Source organism: Salmonella sp. A1325, from assembly GCF_056991255.1.
The window spans coordinates 415,701-432,815 of sequence record NZ_JAMLWO010000001.1 but is presented as its reverse complement, the minus strand read 5'-3'; the positions used below and the strand labels follow the sequence as shown (position 1 = coordinate 432,815).

General features: G+C 52.6%; 19 protein-coding genes. 9 read left to right on the top strand and 10 right to left on the bottom strand.

Annotation, left to right across the window (positions count from 1 at the left end):
- Positions 1 to 108 precede the first annotated feature (108 nt).
- Complete coding sequence (gene ydgH / locus NAZ64_RS02250; RefSeq protein WP_000769292.1) at positions 109 to 1,053, bottom strand: DUF1471 family protein YdgH; 945 nt, start codon at positions 1,051 to 1,053, stop codon at positions 109 to 111.
- 526 nt (positions 1,054 to 1,579) lie between these two features.
- Between ydgH and pntA the strand changes: the two genes are divergently transcribed.
- Complete coding sequence (pntA, locus tag NAZ64_RS02245) at positions 1,580 to 3,109, top strand: Re/Si-specific NAD(P)(+) transhydrogenase subunit alpha (RefSeq protein ID WP_001219360.1); 1,530 nt, start codon at positions 1,580 to 1,582, stop codon at positions 3,107 to 3,109.
- A 10-nt stretch (positions 3,110 to 3,119) separates the two neighbouring features.
- A complete protein-coding gene (gene pntB / locus NAZ64_RS02240; protein ID WP_220569212.1) occupies positions 3,120 to 4,508 on the top strand; it encodes a Re/Si-specific NAD(P)(+) transhydrogenase subunit beta in 1,389 nt (462 codons plus the stop codon).
- Between the two features lie 174 nt (positions 4,509 to 4,682).
- Here the strand turns inward: pntB and NAZ64_RS02235 are convergent, their stop codons facing one another.
- Positions 4,683 to 5,717 carry an AI-2E family transporter gene (locus NAZ64_RS02235; RefSeq protein ID WP_115286044.1) on the bottom strand — a complete coding sequence of 345 codons (1,035 nt, stop codon included), beginning with the start codon at positions 5,715 to 5,717 and terminating at the stop codon, positions 4,683 to 4,685.
- A gap of 135 nt (positions 5,718 to 5,852) precedes the next feature.
- Here NAZ64_RS02235 and NAZ64_RS02230 point away from each other — a divergent pair, with 135 nt between their 5' ends.
- The 3 genes from NAZ64_RS02230 to mdtI all read left to right on the top strand — a co-directional run bounded on the left by NAZ64_RS02230 (position 5,853) and on the right by mdtI (position 6,813).
- The gene (locus NAZ64_RS02230) at positions 5,853 to 6,023 is read left to right on the top strand and encodes a protein YdgV (RefSeq protein WP_001539987.1); all 171 of its coding nucleotides are present in this window, start codon (positions 5,853 to 5,855) and stop codon (positions 6,021 to 6,023) included.
- A 111-nt stretch (positions 6,024 to 6,134) separates the two neighbouring features.
- Entirely contained in the window at positions 6,135 to 6,497 is a 363-nt protein-coding gene (gene mdtJ / locus NAZ64_RS02225; RefSeq protein WP_097363321.1) for a multidrug/spermidine efflux SMR transporter subunit MdtJ, read from the top strand.
- Complete coding sequence (gene mdtI / locus NAZ64_RS02220; RefSeq protein ID WP_001183821.1) at positions 6,484 to 6,813, top strand: multidrug/spermidine efflux SMR transporter subunit MdtI; 330 nt, start codon at positions 6,484 to 6,486, stop codon at positions 6,811 to 6,813. The genes mdtJ and mdtI overlap by 14 nt, the downstream gene beginning before the upstream one ends.
- Before the next feature lie 34 nt (positions 6,814 to 6,847).
- Here the strand turns inward: mdtI and NAZ64_RS02215 are convergent, their stop codons facing one another.
- From NAZ64_RS02215 to asr, 3 genes are all read right to left on the bottom strand, one after another.
- Positions 6,848 to 7,669 carry a trypsin-like serine peptidase gene (locus NAZ64_RS02215; RefSeq protein ID WP_220569211.1) on the bottom strand — a complete coding sequence of 274 codons (822 nt, stop codon included), beginning with the start codon at positions 7,667 to 7,669 and terminating at the stop codon, positions 6,848 to 6,850.
- Between the two features lie 99 nt (positions 7,670 to 7,768).
- Entirely contained in the window at positions 7,769 to 7,849 is an 81-nt protein-coding gene (ydgU, locus tag NAZ64_RS02210) for a small membrane protein YdgU (RefSeq protein WP_086011712.1), read from the bottom strand.
- An 88-nt stretch (positions 7,850 to 7,937) separates the two neighbouring features.
- A complete protein-coding gene (gene asr, locus NAZ64_RS02205) occupies positions 7,938 to 8,189 on the bottom strand; it encodes an acid resistance repetitive basic protein Asr (RefSeq protein ID WP_001766314.1) in 252 nt (83 codons plus the stop codon).
- A gap of 235 nt (positions 8,190 to 8,424) precedes the next feature.
- Here asr and NAZ64_RS02200 point away from each other — a divergent pair, with 235 nt between their 5' ends.
- Entirely contained in the window at positions 8,425 to 8,517 is a 93-nt protein-coding gene (locus NAZ64_RS02200; protein ID WP_001068154.1) for a KPN_01571 family protein, read from the top strand.
- A gap of 66 nt (positions 8,518 to 8,583) precedes the next feature.
- On the opposite strand, the gene NAZ64_RS02195 is transcribed toward NAZ64_RS02200, so the two are convergent.
- Positions 8,584 to 9,837 (bottom strand): MFS transporter, encoded by a 1,254-nt coding sequence (locus NAZ64_RS02195; RefSeq protein ID WP_000091796.1) that lies wholly within the window; start codon positions 9,835 to 9,837, stop codon positions 8,584 to 8,586.
- A gap of 119 nt (positions 9,838 to 9,956) precedes the next feature.
- Between NAZ64_RS02195 and NAZ64_RS02190 the strand changes: the two genes are divergently transcribed.
- From NAZ64_RS02190 to bioD, 3 genes are all read left to right on the top strand, one after another.
- Complete coding sequence (locus tag NAZ64_RS02190) at positions 9,957 to 10,856, top strand: LysR family transcriptional regulator (RefSeq protein ID WP_001019577.1); 900 nt, start codon at positions 9,957 to 9,959, stop codon at positions 10,854 to 10,856.
- Positions 10,857 to 10,983: 127 nt separating this feature from the next.
- Complete coding sequence (gene mlc / locus NAZ64_RS02185) at positions 10,984 to 12,204, top strand: sugar metabolism global transcriptional regulator Mlc (RefSeq protein ID WP_000225094.1); 1,221 nt, start codon at positions 10,984 to 10,986, stop codon at positions 12,202 to 12,204.
- 125 nt (positions 12,205 to 12,329) lie between these two features.
- A complete protein-coding gene (gene bioD / locus NAZ64_RS02180) occupies positions 12,330 to 13,025 on the top strand; it encodes a dethiobiotin synthase (RefSeq protein WP_220569210.1) in 696 nt (231 codons plus the stop codon).
- On the opposite strand, the gene clcB is transcribed toward bioD, so the two are convergent.
- The 4 genes from clcB to osmX form a co-directional block, all read right to left on the bottom strand.
- Positions 12,981 to 14,270 carry a voltage-gated ClC-type chloride channel ClcB gene (gene clcB / locus NAZ64_RS02175; protein WP_134944806.1) on the bottom strand — a complete coding sequence of 430 codons (1,290 nt, stop codon included), beginning with the start codon at positions 14,268 to 14,270 and terminating at the stop codon, positions 12,981 to 12,983. The two genes, bioD and clcB, sit on opposite strands and share 45 nt — an antisense overlap.
- Positions 14,271 to 14,405: 135 nt before the next feature.
- A complete protein-coding gene (gene osmV, locus NAZ64_RS02170) occupies positions 14,406 to 15,554 on the bottom strand; it encodes an osmoprotectant ABC transporter ATP-binding protein OsmV (RefSeq protein WP_000593093.1) in 1,149 nt (382 codons plus the stop codon).
- Positions 15,554 to 16,201, bottom strand: coding sequence for an osmoprotectant ABC transporter permease OsmW (gene osmW / locus NAZ64_RS02165; protein WP_000379677.1), 648 nt, complete (start codon positions 16,199 to 16,201; stop codon positions 15,554 to 15,556). The genes osmV and osmW overlap by 1 nt, the downstream gene beginning before the upstream one ends.
- A gap of 9 nt (positions 16,202 to 16,210) precedes the next feature.
- Complete coding sequence (gene osmX, locus NAZ64_RS02160) at positions 16,211 to 17,113, bottom strand: osmoprotectant ABC transporter substrate-binding protein OsmX (RefSeq protein ID WP_001211196.1); 903 nt, start codon at positions 17,111 to 17,113, stop codon at positions 16,211 to 16,213.
- Positions 17,114 to 17,115: the final 2 nt, after the last annotated feature.

Here is a 17,115-nt window from a genome sequence, read left to right as displayed (position 1 = left end):
AGAAAGTGCCGGATGGTGGATTATCAGGCCTGCCGTTGAACGATCGTGTAGGCCTGATAAGGCAGGTATGCCGCCATCCGGCGAGAAAGCCTGATGGCGACGCGCGCCTTATTTATAGAGGTCGGCGCTGATGGTGATGTTATTGCCGCGCTCCTGCCACTGACGCGTAATATGATAATACTTAGCGCCTTTCTTCGCCGCGCGTTTGGCGACCTGGTAGGAGATTTCTGTCATATTGCCGTAGTTGCCGGTGAACTTAACGCTGTCGAAAGGCACCATCATCGCAGCCGTCGCTTTATTCAGCTCCTCAACTTTTGTGCCATCCGGAAGTGTGACAGTGTAACGCCCACCTTTGGTGGATTGCGTTTCGAAGAAACGGCCTACTTCGGCGCTCGGCGAGGCTGACGTAGCGACGCCTGGAATTTCGACTTTCTTCGCAGCTTCGCCGCCCTGAGCCAGCGCGGCGCGGCCAGCTTCAGAGTCTGCCGGAATAGCGTCCGGGCTCTGGACGATGCGTTTTTTCGCATCTTGTTTATAGATAAATGCAGTGATGCGCTGGTTTCCGCCCTGATTCGCATCCACCTGACGAACAATATAGAAAGCGTATGCGTCTTTCTGTTTCGCCGCTTTCGTAATGGCATCGTTAACTTCCGGCTGGCTACGGTAGAAGCCCTGAACGGTGACGGTGTCATACGGTTCTAATTGTACGGCCTGGTCTTTCGGTAATTCCACGATGCCATTAATGACACGATTTTTGGGCGCGTCGGCTTTCGGCGCGTCGGCTTTATACACGTCCGCCACAACACGCCAGTTACCACTGTTGCCGAACTCCGAGGTGTCGACAACATAGAAGGAGGCTGCGCCTTCTTTATCTGCGCGGCGGGACACGGCGGAGACCGCATCGCCAATAGCATTAAAACGACCGGTAATAACGATGCGGTCATAAGGTTTTAGTGCAGCCGCTTGCTCCGGCGTCAGTTCTGTTGCTGCATGGACAGAAAAAGCAGCCGCAGAAAGCAGTGCCGACGCCAGGAGAGTGTTCTTAAGCTTCATAAAAATAATCCTTCGCCTTGCGCAAACCAGGTACTGGTATTGTTATTGACTAGAAACGTGGCTGATTATTGCATTTAAACCATATGGATGTCTGCGGGATTTTTCACGCATCGTGTCATGTATCCTATCTTTGATGATAACATTTACCGATATGTCGAAAAAAACGGCGTCCGGGCGGCTAAGCTCATGAAGCGCATGAATTTAATAAGTTAATTTAATGTTAATTTCTTGATATCGACAGTGGTTTAATGATGTTTTACTGTCAAATTTGAGCGAATTATCAGCCCTCGCAGGCCATTTTCAAGGCATTATGGCTGCTTAGCGGCTGAATCGTTCATGTTTTGCAAATTTGATAAAAAATTCTGTTTTTTGGCGCTAGATCACAGGCGTTATTTTCAGTAGGTTATAGAGAGTTTGTAACGGTTTTATTCTGCTGGGGTAACATTTACCTCAAACGCGGGCAGGCGTACGCTTCTCGCGCTTACTGACAAACCATCATCAAAAATACCGATGGAAGGGAACATTTATGCGAATTGGCATACCAAAAGAGCGGTTACCCAATGAAACCCGTGTCGCTGCGACGCCGAAAACGGTAGAGCAGCTACTGAAGCTGGGGTTTAGCGTCGCTATCGAAAGCGGGGCGGGTCAACTGGCAAGTTTTGACGACAAAGCGTTTGCGCAGGCTGGCGCGGATATTGTAGACGGCAATGCTATCTGGCAGTCGGAAATTATTCTCAAGGTTAATGCGCCTGAAGAAGAGGAAATCGCTTTACTGAACCCCGGGACTACGCTGGTCAGTTTTATCTGGCCTGCGCAAAATCCTGGGTTAATGGAGAAACTTGCCGAACGTAAGGTCACGGTGATGGCGATGGACTCCGTGCCGCGTATTTCCCGCGCGCAGTCGCTCGACGCGTTAAGCTCAATGGCGAATATCGCGGGTTATCGCGCCATTGTAGAGGCTGCGCATGAATTTGGGCGCTTCTTTACCGGCCAAATCACCGCCGCCGGGAAAGTGCCGCCGGCGAAGGTGATGGTGATTGGCGCGGGCGTAGCCGGTCTTGCGGCTATCGGCGCGGCAAACAGCCTGGGGGCGATTGTCCGCGCGTTTGACACTCGTCCTGAAGTCAAAGAGCAGGTCCAGAGTATGGGGGCTGAGTTCCTCGAACTGGATTTTAAAGAGGAAGCCGGTAGCGGCGATGGTTACGCCAAAGTGATGTCCGAGGCGTTTATCAAAGCGGAAATGGCGCTCTTTGCCGCCCAGGCCAAAGAGGTCGATATCATCGTTACCACCGCGTTGATTCCGGGCAAACCAGCGCCGAAGCTGATTACCCGCGATATGGTCGATTCTATGAAGGCCGGCAGCGTGATTGTCGACCTGGCCGCGCAGAATGGCGGTAACTGCGAATATACCGTCGCTAATCAGGTTGTGACGACGGACAATGGCGTGAAAGTGATTGGCTACACCGATCTACCGGGGCGTTTGCCGACGCAGTCATCCCAGCTTTATGGCACCAACCTGGTTAACCTGCTGAAGCTGCTGTGCAAAGAGAAAGACGGCAATATTGACGTGGATTTTGACGATGTCGTGATCCGTGGCGTGACGGTGATTCGCGACGGCGACATTACCTGGCCTGCGCCGCCAATCCAGGTTTCCGCGCAGCCACAGGCCGCGCCTAAAGCAGCACCTGCGCCAAAAGAGCCGGAAAAGCCCGCTTCACCCTGGCGGAAGTATGCGTTAATGGCGCTGGCGATCATTCTTTTTGGCTGGCTGGCCGATGTCGCGCCAAAAGAGTTCCTCGGCCATTTTACCGTGTTTGCGCTCGCCTGCGTGGTTGGTTATTACGTGGTGTGGAACGTGTCTCATGCGCTTCATACGCCATTAATGTCGGTGACCAACGCAATTTCAGGGATTATTGTTGTCGGGGCATTATTGCAAATTGGTCAGGGCGGCTGGGTCAGCTTCCTGAGCTTTATCGCGGTGCTTATCGCCAGCATTAATATTTTCGGTGGCTTCACCGTGACTCAGCGTATGCTGAAAATGTTCCGGAAAAACTAAGGGGTAACACATGTCTGGAGGATTAGTTACAGCTGCATACATTGTTGCCGCGATCCTGTTTATTTTCAGTCTTGCCGGGCTTTCAAAGCATGAAACGTCCCGCCAGGGGAATAACTTCGGTATTGCCGGGATGGCGATCGCGTTGCTGGCGACCATTTTTGGGCCGGATACCGGCAACGTGGCATGGATTCTGGTCGCCATGATTATTGGCGGCGCGATTGGCATCCGCATGGCGAAAAAAGTTGAGATGACCGAGATGCCGGAGCTGGTCGCGATTCTGCACAGTTTCGTGGGCCTGGCGGCGGTACTGGTTGGCTTTAACAGCTATCTGTACCATGACGCCAGTCTGGCGCCGGTGCTGGTGAATATCCATCTGACCGAAGTCTTCCTCGGTATCTTTATTGGCGCAGTCACTTTCACTGGATCGATCGTAGCGTTTGGTAAACTGCGCGGCAAAATCTCTTCTAAGCCGTTGATGTTGCCTAACCGTCACAAAATGAACCTGGCGGCGATGGTTGTTTCTTTCCTGTTGCTGCTGGTTTTTGTCCGCACAGAAAGCGTGGGTCTACAGGTACTGGCGCTACTGCTGATGACCATTATCGCGCTGGCGTTTGGTTGGCATCTGGTCGCCTCTATCGGCGGGGCGGACATGCCGGTGGTTGTTTCAATGCTGAACTCCTATTCCGGTTGGGCTGCCGCGGCGGCTGGCTTCATGTTGAGCAACGATTTGCTGATTGTGACCGGCGCGCTGGTCGGTTCGTCAGGCGCGATCCTGTCTTACATTATGTGTAAAGCGATGAACCGCTCTTTCATCAGCGTTATTGCTGGTGGGTTCGGTACTGACGGCTCCTCAACGGGCGACGATCAGGAAGCTGGCGAACATCGCGAAATCACAGCGGAAGAGACCGCTGAGATGCTGAAAAACTCCCACTCCGTCATTATTACGCCGGGGTACGGGATGGCGGTGGCGCAGGCGCAGTATCCGGTGGCGGAAATCACCGAAAAACTGCGTGCGCGCGGTATCAACGTGCGTTTCGGCATTCATCCGGTGGCGGGGCGCTTGCCCGGTCATATGAACGTGCTGTTGGCGGAGGCGAAAGTGCCTTATGACATCGTGCTGGAAATGGACGAAATCAATGATGATTTCGCCGATACCGATACCGTGCTGGTGATTGGCGCGAACGATACGGTGAACCCGGCGGCGCAAGACGATCCCCGCAGCCCGATCGCCGGTATGCCGGTTCTCGAAGTGTGGAAAGCACAGAATGTCGTGGTCTTTAAGCGTTCAATGAATACTGGTTATGCTGGTGTGCAGAACCCGCTGTTCTTTAAAGAGAATACGCAAATGCTGTTTGGCGATGCCAAAGCCAGCGTGGATGCAATTCTGAAAGCGCTTTAATCTTTTAAACGTGCGGCGGCCTCTTCGGAGGCCGTTTTTATACACTTCATCCTTTAAACCGCCTCTTTGTTGGCTGCGCTCAGAAACCCCGGTCACATCGTTATCTATGCTCCCGGGGATTTCTTCCCTTGCCGCCGCGAGGCATCTTGAATGATTTTGTGTATGTATTGCATTTTATCTTTTGTTTAAATCGCTAAGCAGAACGGCGATACTCTGCCCGCCGGTGGTCTGTTCGAGGGCGATTTTGACAATGATGGTTAACGGAACGGAGAGCAACATACCCACCGGACCTAATAGCCAGCCCCAGAAAATTAACGACAAAAATACCACTAAGGTTGAAAGGCCTAAACCACGTCCCATGATACGTGGCTCAAGGATATTGCCGAAGACCAGATTAATCAGCAGATAGCCTGCCAGCACCAGCAGCGCATCATAAAACCCGTTAAATACCAGCACCTGAATAATGGGCGGCAGGGCAGCGAGCACCGATCCAATATTAGGAATATAGTTCAGCGCGAAGGCCAGTAGACCCCAGACAAAGGCGAAGCGGACATCCAGCGCGGCCAGCATTCCCCATGCGACCAGCCCCGTCACGATACTGATAGCTGTTTTTAACACCAGATAATGGGAAACGCTATCAAGCGCGCGTTGAATTGCCGCCATGCCCTCCACCGGACGGCTCATCATCTGCTGCAGTTTTTCAGGCAATTGTGGGACCTCCAGCAGCATAAATACCACAGTCAATAATAATAAAAAGATGGACGACATGGCATTGGACAGCTGGGTGAGAAGGTTCGTTACCAGAGTCATGGCGGCGTTTGGATCGATATATTTCGCCAGCTCATCAACCGACACGCCAATGCCTGCTCGCTGTAACCACGGTTCAATACGTTGCAACGGTATCACCAATGAGGAGCGATATTGCGGTAGGGTACGAGCCAGTTCATTTAATGATGTCCCCAAATAGGCCAGTAGCAGTACCATTAACATAACAATAATCACAATGAGCAATGATACGGCGATAACGCGCGGAATTCGGCACCGGGTCATCCGTTGCACAATGGGATTGAGAACGACTGCAATAAATAACGCCAAAATAAAGGGAACAATGATATCTGCGGCGAAGCGGATACCGCTCAGAATAACCACCAGCATTCCCAGCATAATGACGATTTTTAGACCATTGAGCGTGATGATCGGTTTTGCCATATCAGTCCCTGTTTTCTGATGCCGACACGAATAATAATGTGATGTCGGTCGACCTGTTCTGGTTAAAATCAAACACTTCAGGTAAAGAAGTGAAAATATTTTGAGTTAATTCCTGGCTTATGATACAAATCAGGCGTGTTCAACTACCGAGGACAATTATCATCCGCGATGACGAGAAGCAACACTGCGGATAATTGTAATATTATGGACAATATGTTCAGCGCTTTTTTCTCCACGCAAACGCATCTTCACTCTACCTCCTTTTTCCTGCTTATCGGCGAGCAGCACTGGCGTAACGCACTTTAGTCTCTCACTTCTGCCTGAGCTGGCGCAATGCGCTGTGCTAACTGATTTTATTTTTTAGTTTGCTGCGTGCAGCAGACTCGAAAGAGTATATTCTCATGCAGGAGAAGTGTCATGTTTTACTGGATTTTATTAGCTCTGGCTATCGCGACTGAAATTACCGGCACGCTCTCAATGAAATGGGCTAGTGTGGGTAATGGCAATGCGGGTTTTATTTTAATGCTGGTGATGATCACGCTGTCATATATATTTCTTTCTTTTGCGGTAAAAAAGATTGCCCTGGGTGTAGCGTATGCCTTATGGGAAGGGATCGGCATTTTATTTATTACCATTTTTAGCGTGCTGCTATTTGATGAAGCATTATCAACCATGAAGATTGCCGGCTTGCTGACGCTGGTCGCCGGCATCGTATTGATCAAATCAGGGACGCGTAAACCCGGCAAACCGGTGAAGGAGGCGACTTGTGCAACAATTTGAATGGATACACGGCGCCTGGCTTGGGCTGGCAATAATGCTGGAAATCGCGGCTAACGTACTGTTGAAATTTTCGGACGGCTTTCGCCGTAAATGCTATGGCATCTTATCGCTTGCCGCTGTTCTGGCCGCCTTCAGCGCGCTTTCCCAGGCGGTAAAAGGGATAGACCTGTCGGTGGCGTATGCGCTATGGGGCGGTTTTGGTATTGCCGCCACGCTGGCGGCGGGCTGGGTGCTCTTCGGCCAGCGCTTAAATCCCAAAGGCTGGGTTGGCGTGATATTGCTGCTCGCCGGAATGGTCATGATCAAATTTGCCTGAGACGATCGCTGCCGGTCAGGCAGCGATTCCCGCATTAATCCTGCGCCAGAGCTTTCAGCTTATCGCGAAAGCCGGTGACGGATATAGCGCGGTTATCGGCGCGCCAGCGATCTTTAGCCGCAGGGGCGGAGCTTTGTACGCCAATAAGCTGCCATCCGCTATCCGTGTGCAATAAGAGCGGCGAGCCGCTGTCGCCAGGTAACGTGTCGCACTGGTGTGAGAGTACGGCATTCTGCGCCCAGCCGGTCACGACGCAATCCTGATGGGAATAGAGCGCATTCAGATGATCTTCCGGATAACCAGACTGCGTGACTTTTCGGTCTGCGGCTTTCAACGCCGCAGTGAGCGCCGCTTTATCGCCGGTAAATAAAGGCACTGGCGTGATACCGGAAGGTGGGTAGCGCAATATTACCAGACCAAAATCCCAGCTTGCCGCGGCAGGCGGCACAATCCAGCCATCGCCATCCGCTTTCAGGCGTCGGCCCAGCGACGGTTCAACGCGGCCTTCAATGCCGTGGATTTCATAGCGCCATACTCCTTTTCGCGCCACAAAACGCAGCGCAACCGCCTTGTCTGGTTTTCCTTTCGGTGGCGTTAGCAGGCAGTGACCTGCTGTCAGGGCGATATGCGGGGAGATAAGCGTTGCCGTACACAAATTACCGCTGGCGGTCTCTAGTTGCCCGATGGCATCCCACGGCGATTGGGTAGGATCGGCGACGGGCACCCGATCATCATGGTTAAAAAAAAGCGTTTTGACGTTGCTGGCATCCGTGGCGTCTGTTTCAGCCCCCCTGGCTTTCGCCATAACCGGTAAAAAACACACTATGCCCAGTAATACAGCAATGGTTTTATGCATATCACACTCTGGTGGGTAATTATGATTATTAACAACAAACCCTCAGTACTACTATAGACGTGACGGTAAGAAAGTGGGAGTAAAATCAGATAACTACACTCAGGAAAGATAGAAATGCGTGGCAATAACGGCGCATAAAATAAGCACGATAAGAATGAGCTCAAAGCGGTAGCGAGACACTTTTTTGCCCTCCCGGAAGGCGGCGCTAAACCAGAACAATTTAGCGCCGTAAAAACGGGCGCGGGGGCGCGCCGCAGCATGTTACGACTTACGCAGCCGGCTGCGAAGTTGTTTTTGACGTAGATTTGGCTGGGGCTTTTTTGCCATCTTTTTTCTGGTGCTTTTTAGCCGCCTGCGCTTTTTGCTCAACGGTTTTTTTATGCTGTTTTTTGTGGTGCTGGGTGGTCTGGGTTGTTTTGGCAGGCGCTGCGGTTTTCGCAGGCGTTGCAGTCTCAGCCGCGAATGCTGCGGAAGAGAGACCCATTGCAGCGGCAACAACCAGAGCTAATACTTTTTTCATTTTGATACCCTCGATTTGGTTTTCATTCAACCCCACTGCGGGGCCGGTAAAATGACTATATCGCTGTTATCAAAAGGCTTCCGTGAGTGATTGGTTTCGGCATGTAACGCTATGTACAATCCCCCGGTAACGCGATGTAAGCCCCCACCATAATAGGTAGCTTTACGTTACCGGCCGTTATTTTTGGTCGCAGAGTCGGTAATATCCGCCCTCCAGAATAACAGGCACACCGTATATGAATCCGATAATCTGGGTGGTATTTACGCTTCTGGCGCTGGATGCAATCAGAGAAGTTATGGGCGTATCAAGCCTGACAGGTCTATGGTGAACAGTGAGTCGTGGCGTGAAACCAGCCCGGCGATAGCGCACGTTGCTATCGCCGGATTATTTCTTTTCAGGCGTGAAGACGATGATGTAACCGCGTCCCGACCAGGATGGCCAGCACCAGCATTAGCGCGATAAAACCACCTACGCCGTTCCAGCCGTAACTATGCCAGAATACGCCGCCTAGCGTCCCGGCGATACTGGACCCCAGATAATAGCTGAAAAGATAAAGTGACGAGGCCTGTCCCTTCGCCCGGCGCGCACGCGGGCCAATCCAACTACTGGCCACGGAGTGCGCGGCGAAAAAGCCGGCGGAAAAAAGCAGCATCCCGGCAAAAATCAGCCAAAGCGAGGTAAAAAGCGTCAGTAAAAGCCCACCCAGCATTACTGCGGTAGAGAACAGCATCACCGGCCCCCGGCCATAGCGTGAGGTCATTGCGCCAGCTTTCGGCGAGCTCCATGTGCCGGTGAGATAGGCTACGGATAACAGTCCGACCACGGCCTGGCTTAATTCCCAGGGGGAGAGCATCAGGCGATAGCCAATGTAGTTAAACAGGGTGACGAACGCGCCCATCAGTAAAAAGCCTTCCGCAAACAGCAGAGGTAACCCTCGATCGCGCCAGTGGAGACGAAAATTAATAAATAGCGTTTTAGGCCGTAGCGACGTGGGACGGAAATGTTGCGAGGCGGGTAAAATCTTCCAGAACATCAGCGCGGACGCAAGCGCAAAGCATCCGATGGCCGCCAGCGCGATGCGCCAGTTAAAAAAGTCGGTCATGACGCCGCTTAATAAACGCCCGCTCATCCCGCCGATGGAATTACCGCTAATATAAAGCCCCATAGAGAAAGCGACAAAGCTGGGATGGATTTCTTCGCTCAGGTAGGTCATTCCCACCGCGGCGACGCCGCTTAACGACAGACCGATCAGCGCGCGCATAATCAGAATACCATGCCAACTGGTCATCATGGTTGATAACAATGTGCAGCAGGAGGCTAATAACAACGCGGTGACCATCACCGGTTTACGGCCTATCGCATCAGAAAGCGGGCCGGTAAAAAGCAAGCCGATAGCCAGCATGGCGGTAGAAATAGAAAGTGAAACGCTGCTGCTGGCGGGGGAGACGCCAAATTCCTGGGAAAGTACCGGTAGTATAGGCTGAACGCAATAAAGGAGCGCGAAAGTCGCCAGGCCTGCGGAAAAAAGGGCCAGCGTGACGCGCATGAAAGGCGCTGTACCGCGTTTAATAAATTGAACCGGCTGAGAATGGCGTTGTTCATCGATATCGCTCGCCGTGGCGTCATCGAGAATAGTTGTACGACTCACGTTAAATCCTTGCTTTACATCTCCGTCAACAGGAGACGGGTATAACCGACATGTAAAGCATAGAAAAAGCAAAATATTCTGTCTAATATATTAATTGTCTCAAATAAGACGTTAAAAATATGAATATCGAATTACGTCATTTACGTTACTTTGTGGCGGTAGCAGAAGAGCTGCATTTTGGTCGCGCCGCCGCGCGCCTCAATATCTCGCAGCCGCCGCTCAGTCAGCAGATACAAATTCTGGAGCAGCAGGTCGGCGCGCGATTACTGGCGCGGACCAACCGCAGCGTAGCGTTAACCGCCGCCGGGCGACAGTTTCTGGTGGACAGCCGACACATCCTGAGTCTGGTAAACGACGCCGCCGCTCGCGCCGAGCGGCTGCATCAGGGCGAAGCGGGAGAAATCCGTATTGGCTTTACGTCTTCAGCGCCTTTTATTCGGGCGGTATCGCATACCTTTTCGCTGTTCCGCCAGTCCTATCCGGGGGTGCATATGCAAACGCGTGAAATGAATACGCGTGAGCAAATCGCGCCGCTCAACGAAGGCGTACTGGATATTGGCTTGCTGCGGAATACGCCGCTGCCCGACACACTTAATCGCGAGGTGATTTTGCATGAGCCGCTTATGGCCATGATCCCGCGCGAACATCGGCTGGCGCAAAAGCCGGTCGTCAGTCTGACAGAACTGGCGGAAGAACCTTTCGTCTTTTTCGATCCACATGTCGGGACGGGCCTCTACGACGATATTCTCGGCCTGATGCGGCGCTATAACCTGTCGCCGACCATCACGCAGGAGGTTGGCGAGGCAATGACCATTATCGGTCTGGTGGCGGCGGGACTGGGCGTCTCGATTCTGCCGGCATCCTTTAAGCGTGTACAGATGAGCGAGATGCGCTGGGTTCCCCTGGCGGAAGAGGACGCCGTATCTGAAATGTGGCTGGTATGGCCAAAGCATCATGAACAGAGTCATGCCGTACAGCGGTTTTGCCAACTGCTATTACTGGCTGCCCGACGGGATTAATTACGCTTAAAAAGGGTGAAAATGTGCAGTTAATCACACGGCTAAGCAAAAAGTTGACGGCGAGTATTGAAGTGTTTCACCATAGCACACAGATTATTTCGGAGCGCGAAAATAAAGGGAGTGAGCGGTGGTTGCTGATAGTCAGCCTGGGCATATCGATCAAATTAAGCAGACCAATGCTGGCGCAGTGTATCGCCTGATTGATCAGCTCGGACCGGTATCGCGAATTGACCTGTCTCGTCTGGCGCAGTTGGCGCCTGCCAGTATTACGAAAATTGTTCGCGAAATGCTGGAAGCGCATTTGGTTCAGGAACTTGAAATTAAAGAGGCGGGCAGTCGTGGACGTCCCGCCGTCGGGCTGATGGTGGAAACGGAAGCCTGGCACTATTTATCTATTCGTATTAGCCGTGGCGAAATTTTCCTTGCGCTACGCGATCTTAGCAGCAAACTGGTGGTAGAAGAGTGTCTGCCGCTGCCGTTAACCGAAGCCACGCCGTTGCTTGAGCGAATTATTACGCACGTTGATCGGTTTTTTACCCGCCATCAGCAGAAACTGGAGCGTCTGACCTCCATTGCCATTACGTTACCGGGCATTATCGATACCGAAAACGGCGTTGTGCACCGGATGCCGTATTATGAAGATGTCAAAGAGATGCCTTTGGGAGATGCGCTGGAGCGGCACACCGGCGTACCGGTTTACATTCAGCATGATATTAGCGCCTGGACGATGGCAGAGGCGCTTTTTGGCGCCTCACGCGGCGCGCGCGACGTTATCCAGGTGGTGATTGATCATAATGTGGGGGCGGGCGTTATCACCGACGGTCATTTGCTTCATGCGGGCAGTAGCAGTCTGGTAGAGATTGGGCATACCCAGGTCGATCCTTATGGTAAGCGCTGTTATTGCGGTAATCATGGCTGTCTGGAGACCATCGCCAGCGTCGATAGCGTGCTGGAACTTACGCAGCTTCGGCTTAATCAGTCGATGAGTTCAATGTTGCACGGCCAGCCGTTAACGGTAGATTCATTGTGTCAGGCGGCGATGCAGGGAGATCTATTAGCAAAAGATATTATTAGCGGCGTTGGCGCGCATGTCGGACGCATTCTGGCTATCATGGTGAATTTATTTAATCCGCAAAAAATTCTTATTGGTTCGCCGCTAAGTAAAGCGGCTGATATCCTTTTTCCGGCCATTGCTGACAGTATCCGTCAGCAGGCGCTGCCCGCCTACAGCAGGAATACGGTAGTGGAAAGCACGCAGTTTACCAACCAGGGCACGATGGCCGGGGCGGCGTTGGTAAAAGACGCGATGTATAACGGCTCTTTGTTGATTCGTCTATTACAGGGTTAACATTTTTTAACTGTTGTACAAAAATTTGCGCTAACTCAAGCTGATTGCCCTTGCCATATCTTAGACTTTCTCCACTGTATTATTTTCCTGGCTTATATTTTCGAAGCATAACGGTGGAGTTAGTGATGCTGAAGCGTTTCTTTATTACAGGTACAGACACTTCTGTTGGGAAGACGGTGGTTTCCCGCGCATTACTACAAGCGTTAGCGTCGAGTGGTAAGAGCGTTGCAGGGTATAAACCTGTCGCTAAAGGGAGCAAAGAGACTGCAGAAGGAATGCGCAACAAAGATGCGCTGGTATTGCAAAGCGTTTCTTCGATGGAGTTGCCGTATGAGGCGATTAATCCGATCGCGTTAAGCGAAGAAGAAAGCAGCGTCGCGCATAGCTGTCCTATAAATTACACCTTGCTGTCCAACGGCCTGGCGAGCCTGAGCGATAAAGTGGACCACGTGGTTGTGGAGGGTACTGGCGGCTGGCGTAGTTTGATGAATGATTTACGTCCATTGTCCGAATGGGTGGTACAGGAACAGTTACCGGTATTGATGGTGGTAGGGATTCAGGAGGGGTGCATTAATCATGCGCTACTGACTGCGCAAGCTGTCGCTAACGATGGACTGCCATTAATTGGCTGGGTGGCGAATCGTATCAATCCTGGCCTGGCGCATTATGCTGAAATTATTGATGTGCTTGGGAAAAAACTGCCAGCGCCGCTGATTGGCGAGTTACCGTACCTGCCGCGCGCCGAGCAGCGTGAGCTGGGGCAGTATATTCGTTTGTCAATGCTCGGCAGCGTGCTGGCGGTAGATAGAATCATGGCGTAACGTTCGCGAGAGCACTGACGCGACTACACAGGCAATCAGCAGACCGGGGAGTAACTGATACTCGCCGGTCATTTCACAAATCATCAGGGTGGACATTATCGGCGCATGGGTTGTCGCCGCCAGTAGCGTCGCCATACCCGCCAGCCCCAATAAAATCGCTATTTCACCCGAGCCTGGCAGCCAGAATCCCCATATCCGACCCAGAAACATTCCAATTGATAATCCGACAAATAATGTTGGCGTAAAGACGCCGCCCGGCGCGCCAGATCCGCTACTGGCGAGCACCGCCAGGATTTTGCACACAAAAATTCCGCCAATCAGCGAGAATAGCGGCGGGGAGAGCAAAAATGATTGTACGACGCTATAGCCGTTTCCCCATACCGTGGGCGTGAGTAACGACAGTAATCCGACAATAAGCCCGCCCAACGCCAGTTGCCAGGGCGGGGACAGTTTTAAACGTAAGAAACTATTATGGCTGGCCGTCATCAGCCACATCAGCAATGGGCCGCACAGACCGGCGACCAGGCCGGTACTGACTATCATGACGTACTCCCGCGCGTGGAGATCAACGGTCAGATGCACGGTATAGAGTAGTGAATCGCTACCGTTTAATACATGGGTGGTTAGCAGGGCGACGACGGCGGAAACGACAACCGGGCCGAGGGAAGCCAGCATTAAGGTACCGAACAGGATTTCCGCGATAAACAGGCTGCCCGCCAGCGGCGCATGGTAAGCGCCCGCCATGCCCGCAGCGGCGCCGCTGGCGATCCATAATTTCCATTCCTCACGCGGCGTGAAGCGTCGGGCAAAGCTGGATGCCGCCAGCGAGGCGAGGAGGATCATTGCGCCTTCGCGACCAATTGCGCTGCCGCTGACCACGACCAGCAGCGAGGCCAGCGATTTCACCAGACTGGCGCCAACGTCAAATTGCCCGTCGGTTTGCAATGCTTCCATATAGTCAGTGGGCGCATGGGGGCGCTGTTGGTTCATTTTTTGCCACCCCCACAGCAACAGACCAGCGGCCAGGCCGCCAAGCGCTGGCGTAATCAGCCGTCGCCAGGGCGAAAGCCCCTCAGCCGCATTCACCAGACTGCCGGTGTCATTACTCAGGAAAATCCACTCCAGCAATTGCATCGCATGACGGAAGGCGGCGACAGCCAGCGCCGCGAGAATACCGATGAGCGTAGCGATCAGCAGGCGACGAAACATCGCGCGCAGATCCGGGTAAGCGTGTAAACGATGCATGAGCGGGTAAACAGGGAGTTTCAGGATAGCCTATTCTGCGGGGAAATGGCGTCAGACGCAAAAGCACTATGTGCGATATAATATTGCGTACAATAATGATATTGCCGGATAGCGAGAGGCCATCCGGCGGCAACGTTAGCTGCTTTCGTGAATATTTAGCGCCCGACGAGTGCGGCCTGAGCTGAGATAATCGGCGATGTAATCCTGAGAGATTTCACCGTTATAGCGTCCGTCTTCATCAACGATCGGCATCCAGCTGGTATTACTTTCGTACAATCTGGACAGCACAATACGCAGGTTATCTTCCGCTTTGCCCGTAATACGGAAAGGATGGGTGATATCGGCGCAGATTCCGCTGGCGTTCCGCGCCTCCCGGCGCTTCACAAATCCCAGTGGCTTACCGTCGTTGTCAATGACGGTAATGGCGCGAATATCGTGATCATCCATAATGCCGAACGCCTCGCTTAACGGCGTGGAAGGCCGCGCGGTAATGGTTGGCTGTTGGTCGGTAACATCGCCTGCGGAGACCAGTAGCAAACGCTTTAATGTTCTGTCCTGACCGACAAACGACCCGACAAACTCGTTAGCCGGTTTGGCCAGCAGTTCATCAGGACTGGCGCACTGTACAATTCGTCCCTGACGGAACACGGCGATACGGTCGCCGAGCTTTAGCGCTTCGTCGATATCATGGCTGACCAGCATCACGGTCTTTTTTAGCTTACGCTGCATATCCAGAAACTGGTTCTGGATCACTTCGCGGTTAATTGGGTCCACCGCGCCGAAGGGCTCATCCATCAGCAGTACCGGCGGATCGGCGGCCAGAGCGCGGATCACGCCAATACGCTGTTGCTGTCCCCCGGACATCTCCTTTGGATAGCGATGCAGAAATTTTCTGGCATCCAGCGCCACCATGTCCATCAACTCTTCGGCGCGTTGCTTGCAGCGTGCTTTGTCCCAACCCAACATGCGCGGCACAACGGTAATATTTTCTTCAATCGTCATATTAGGAAAGAGGCCGATCTGTTGGATAACATACCCAATATTGCGGCGTAGCGTTACCGTATCCATATCGTTGGTATTCTCGCCGTTGATAAGAATATTACCGCTGCTGGGCGCGATCAGCCGGTTGATCATCTTTAACGTGGTGGTTTTGCCGCAGCCGGAGGGACCGAGTAAGACGCACATTTCGCCTTCCGGCACGTTCAGGTTGACGTTGTCGACGGCTTTTAGCGGCTGACCCTTTTTCTGTACAAATTGTTTGGTGAGATTTTCCAGTTTTATCATTATCGTATCCCCTTAGGTGTCAGTACGACTTGCAGACGATGCAACAGCCAGTCAAGCACAATCGCCAGTAGACAGATCATCAGCGCGCCGGCAATTAACATGCGAATATCGCTGCCGCTAATGCCGTTTAACAGTAGCAGCCCCAGACCGCCAGCGCCGATCACCGCGGCAATCGCCATCACGCCGATATTCATCACTACCGCGGTGCGGATACCCCCGAAAATAACCGGTAGGGCCATTGGGATTTCGACCCAGCGCAGCCGTTGCCAGAAAGTCATACCGATGCCGCGTCCCGCTTCACGCAGACCGGGCGGCAAACTATCAAGCGCAGTATGGGTATTACGGACAATCGGCAGTAAAGAGTAGAGAAAAACAGCCGTCACGGCGGGCAGAACGCCAATACCATGTCCGATTAGCGAAAAGAGCGGGATCATTAACCCAAACAGCGCGATAGACGGAATGGTAAGAAGTAGCGTGGCGGCGCCCAATACCGGCGTTGCCAGCCATTTGTGGCGTACAATCAAAACGCCTAACGGTACGCCGATGATAATCGCCAGACCGACGGCCAGCGCAACCAGCCAGAGATGCTGAAAGGTAAGGCTGGCGAGATAGCCTGCGTTATCCAGCATATAATGTATCGTATCCATAGGCGCTCCTTACAGCAGACCTTTGTCCTGCAAAAATTGATGGGCTACCTGTTGCGGCGTGCGATGCTCGATATCGACCTGGGCGTTTAGGGTCGATATCACATCGTTATTGAGCAGGCCGGAAAGGGTGTTTAAGGCGTCATCAAGGCCAGGATTGGCTTCCAGCACCTCTTTACGCACCACGGGCGTGACAGCGTAACTTGGAAAGAAGCCTTTATCATCTTCCAGCACTTTCAGATCAAACCCTTTCACCCGTCCGTCGGTGGTATAGACCAGCCCGGCGTCAACCAGCCCATCCCGAACGGCGTTATAGACCAGCCCTGGGTCCATCTGTCGTATTTGCGGGCGATCAAGCTGCATTTGGTAGGCTTGCTGAAGGGGCTTCATCCCATCGCTGCGCCCGGCAAATTCCAGATCGAGACCGAGCATCCAGTTGTGGTCAGGATCGTTCTGCCGGACCTGTTCGATTTTTGCCACCATTTGCGAGATGGTGGTGATATTTTCCGACTCGGCGCGTTTGCGCTGCATCGCGAACGCGTAAGTATTGTTCATGTCAGCCGGTTTGAGCCATACCAGGCCCAGCTTCGCATCCAGGCGTTTTACCGTGTCGTAGGTTTCCTGTGGACTCATGCGCTTATCGATACGGTTGAAAATAATCAGCGATGTACCGGTGTATTCCCAGGTAATATCAATTTGTTTATTCACCATCGCATTACGTGAAATCACCGCGGCGATATTGGTTTGCGGCTGAACCTGAAAGCCTTTTTTCTGCAAATACTGAACGGTCATAGCGGAAAGAATATGCTGCTCGGTAAAGCTTTTGGTAGCGAGAACCAGCGGCGCGGCCTGCGTCTGGCTACTGAACAACAGCGTTGTGGCAAGCCATCCCAACAGGTGTTTTTTGAATCTCATTT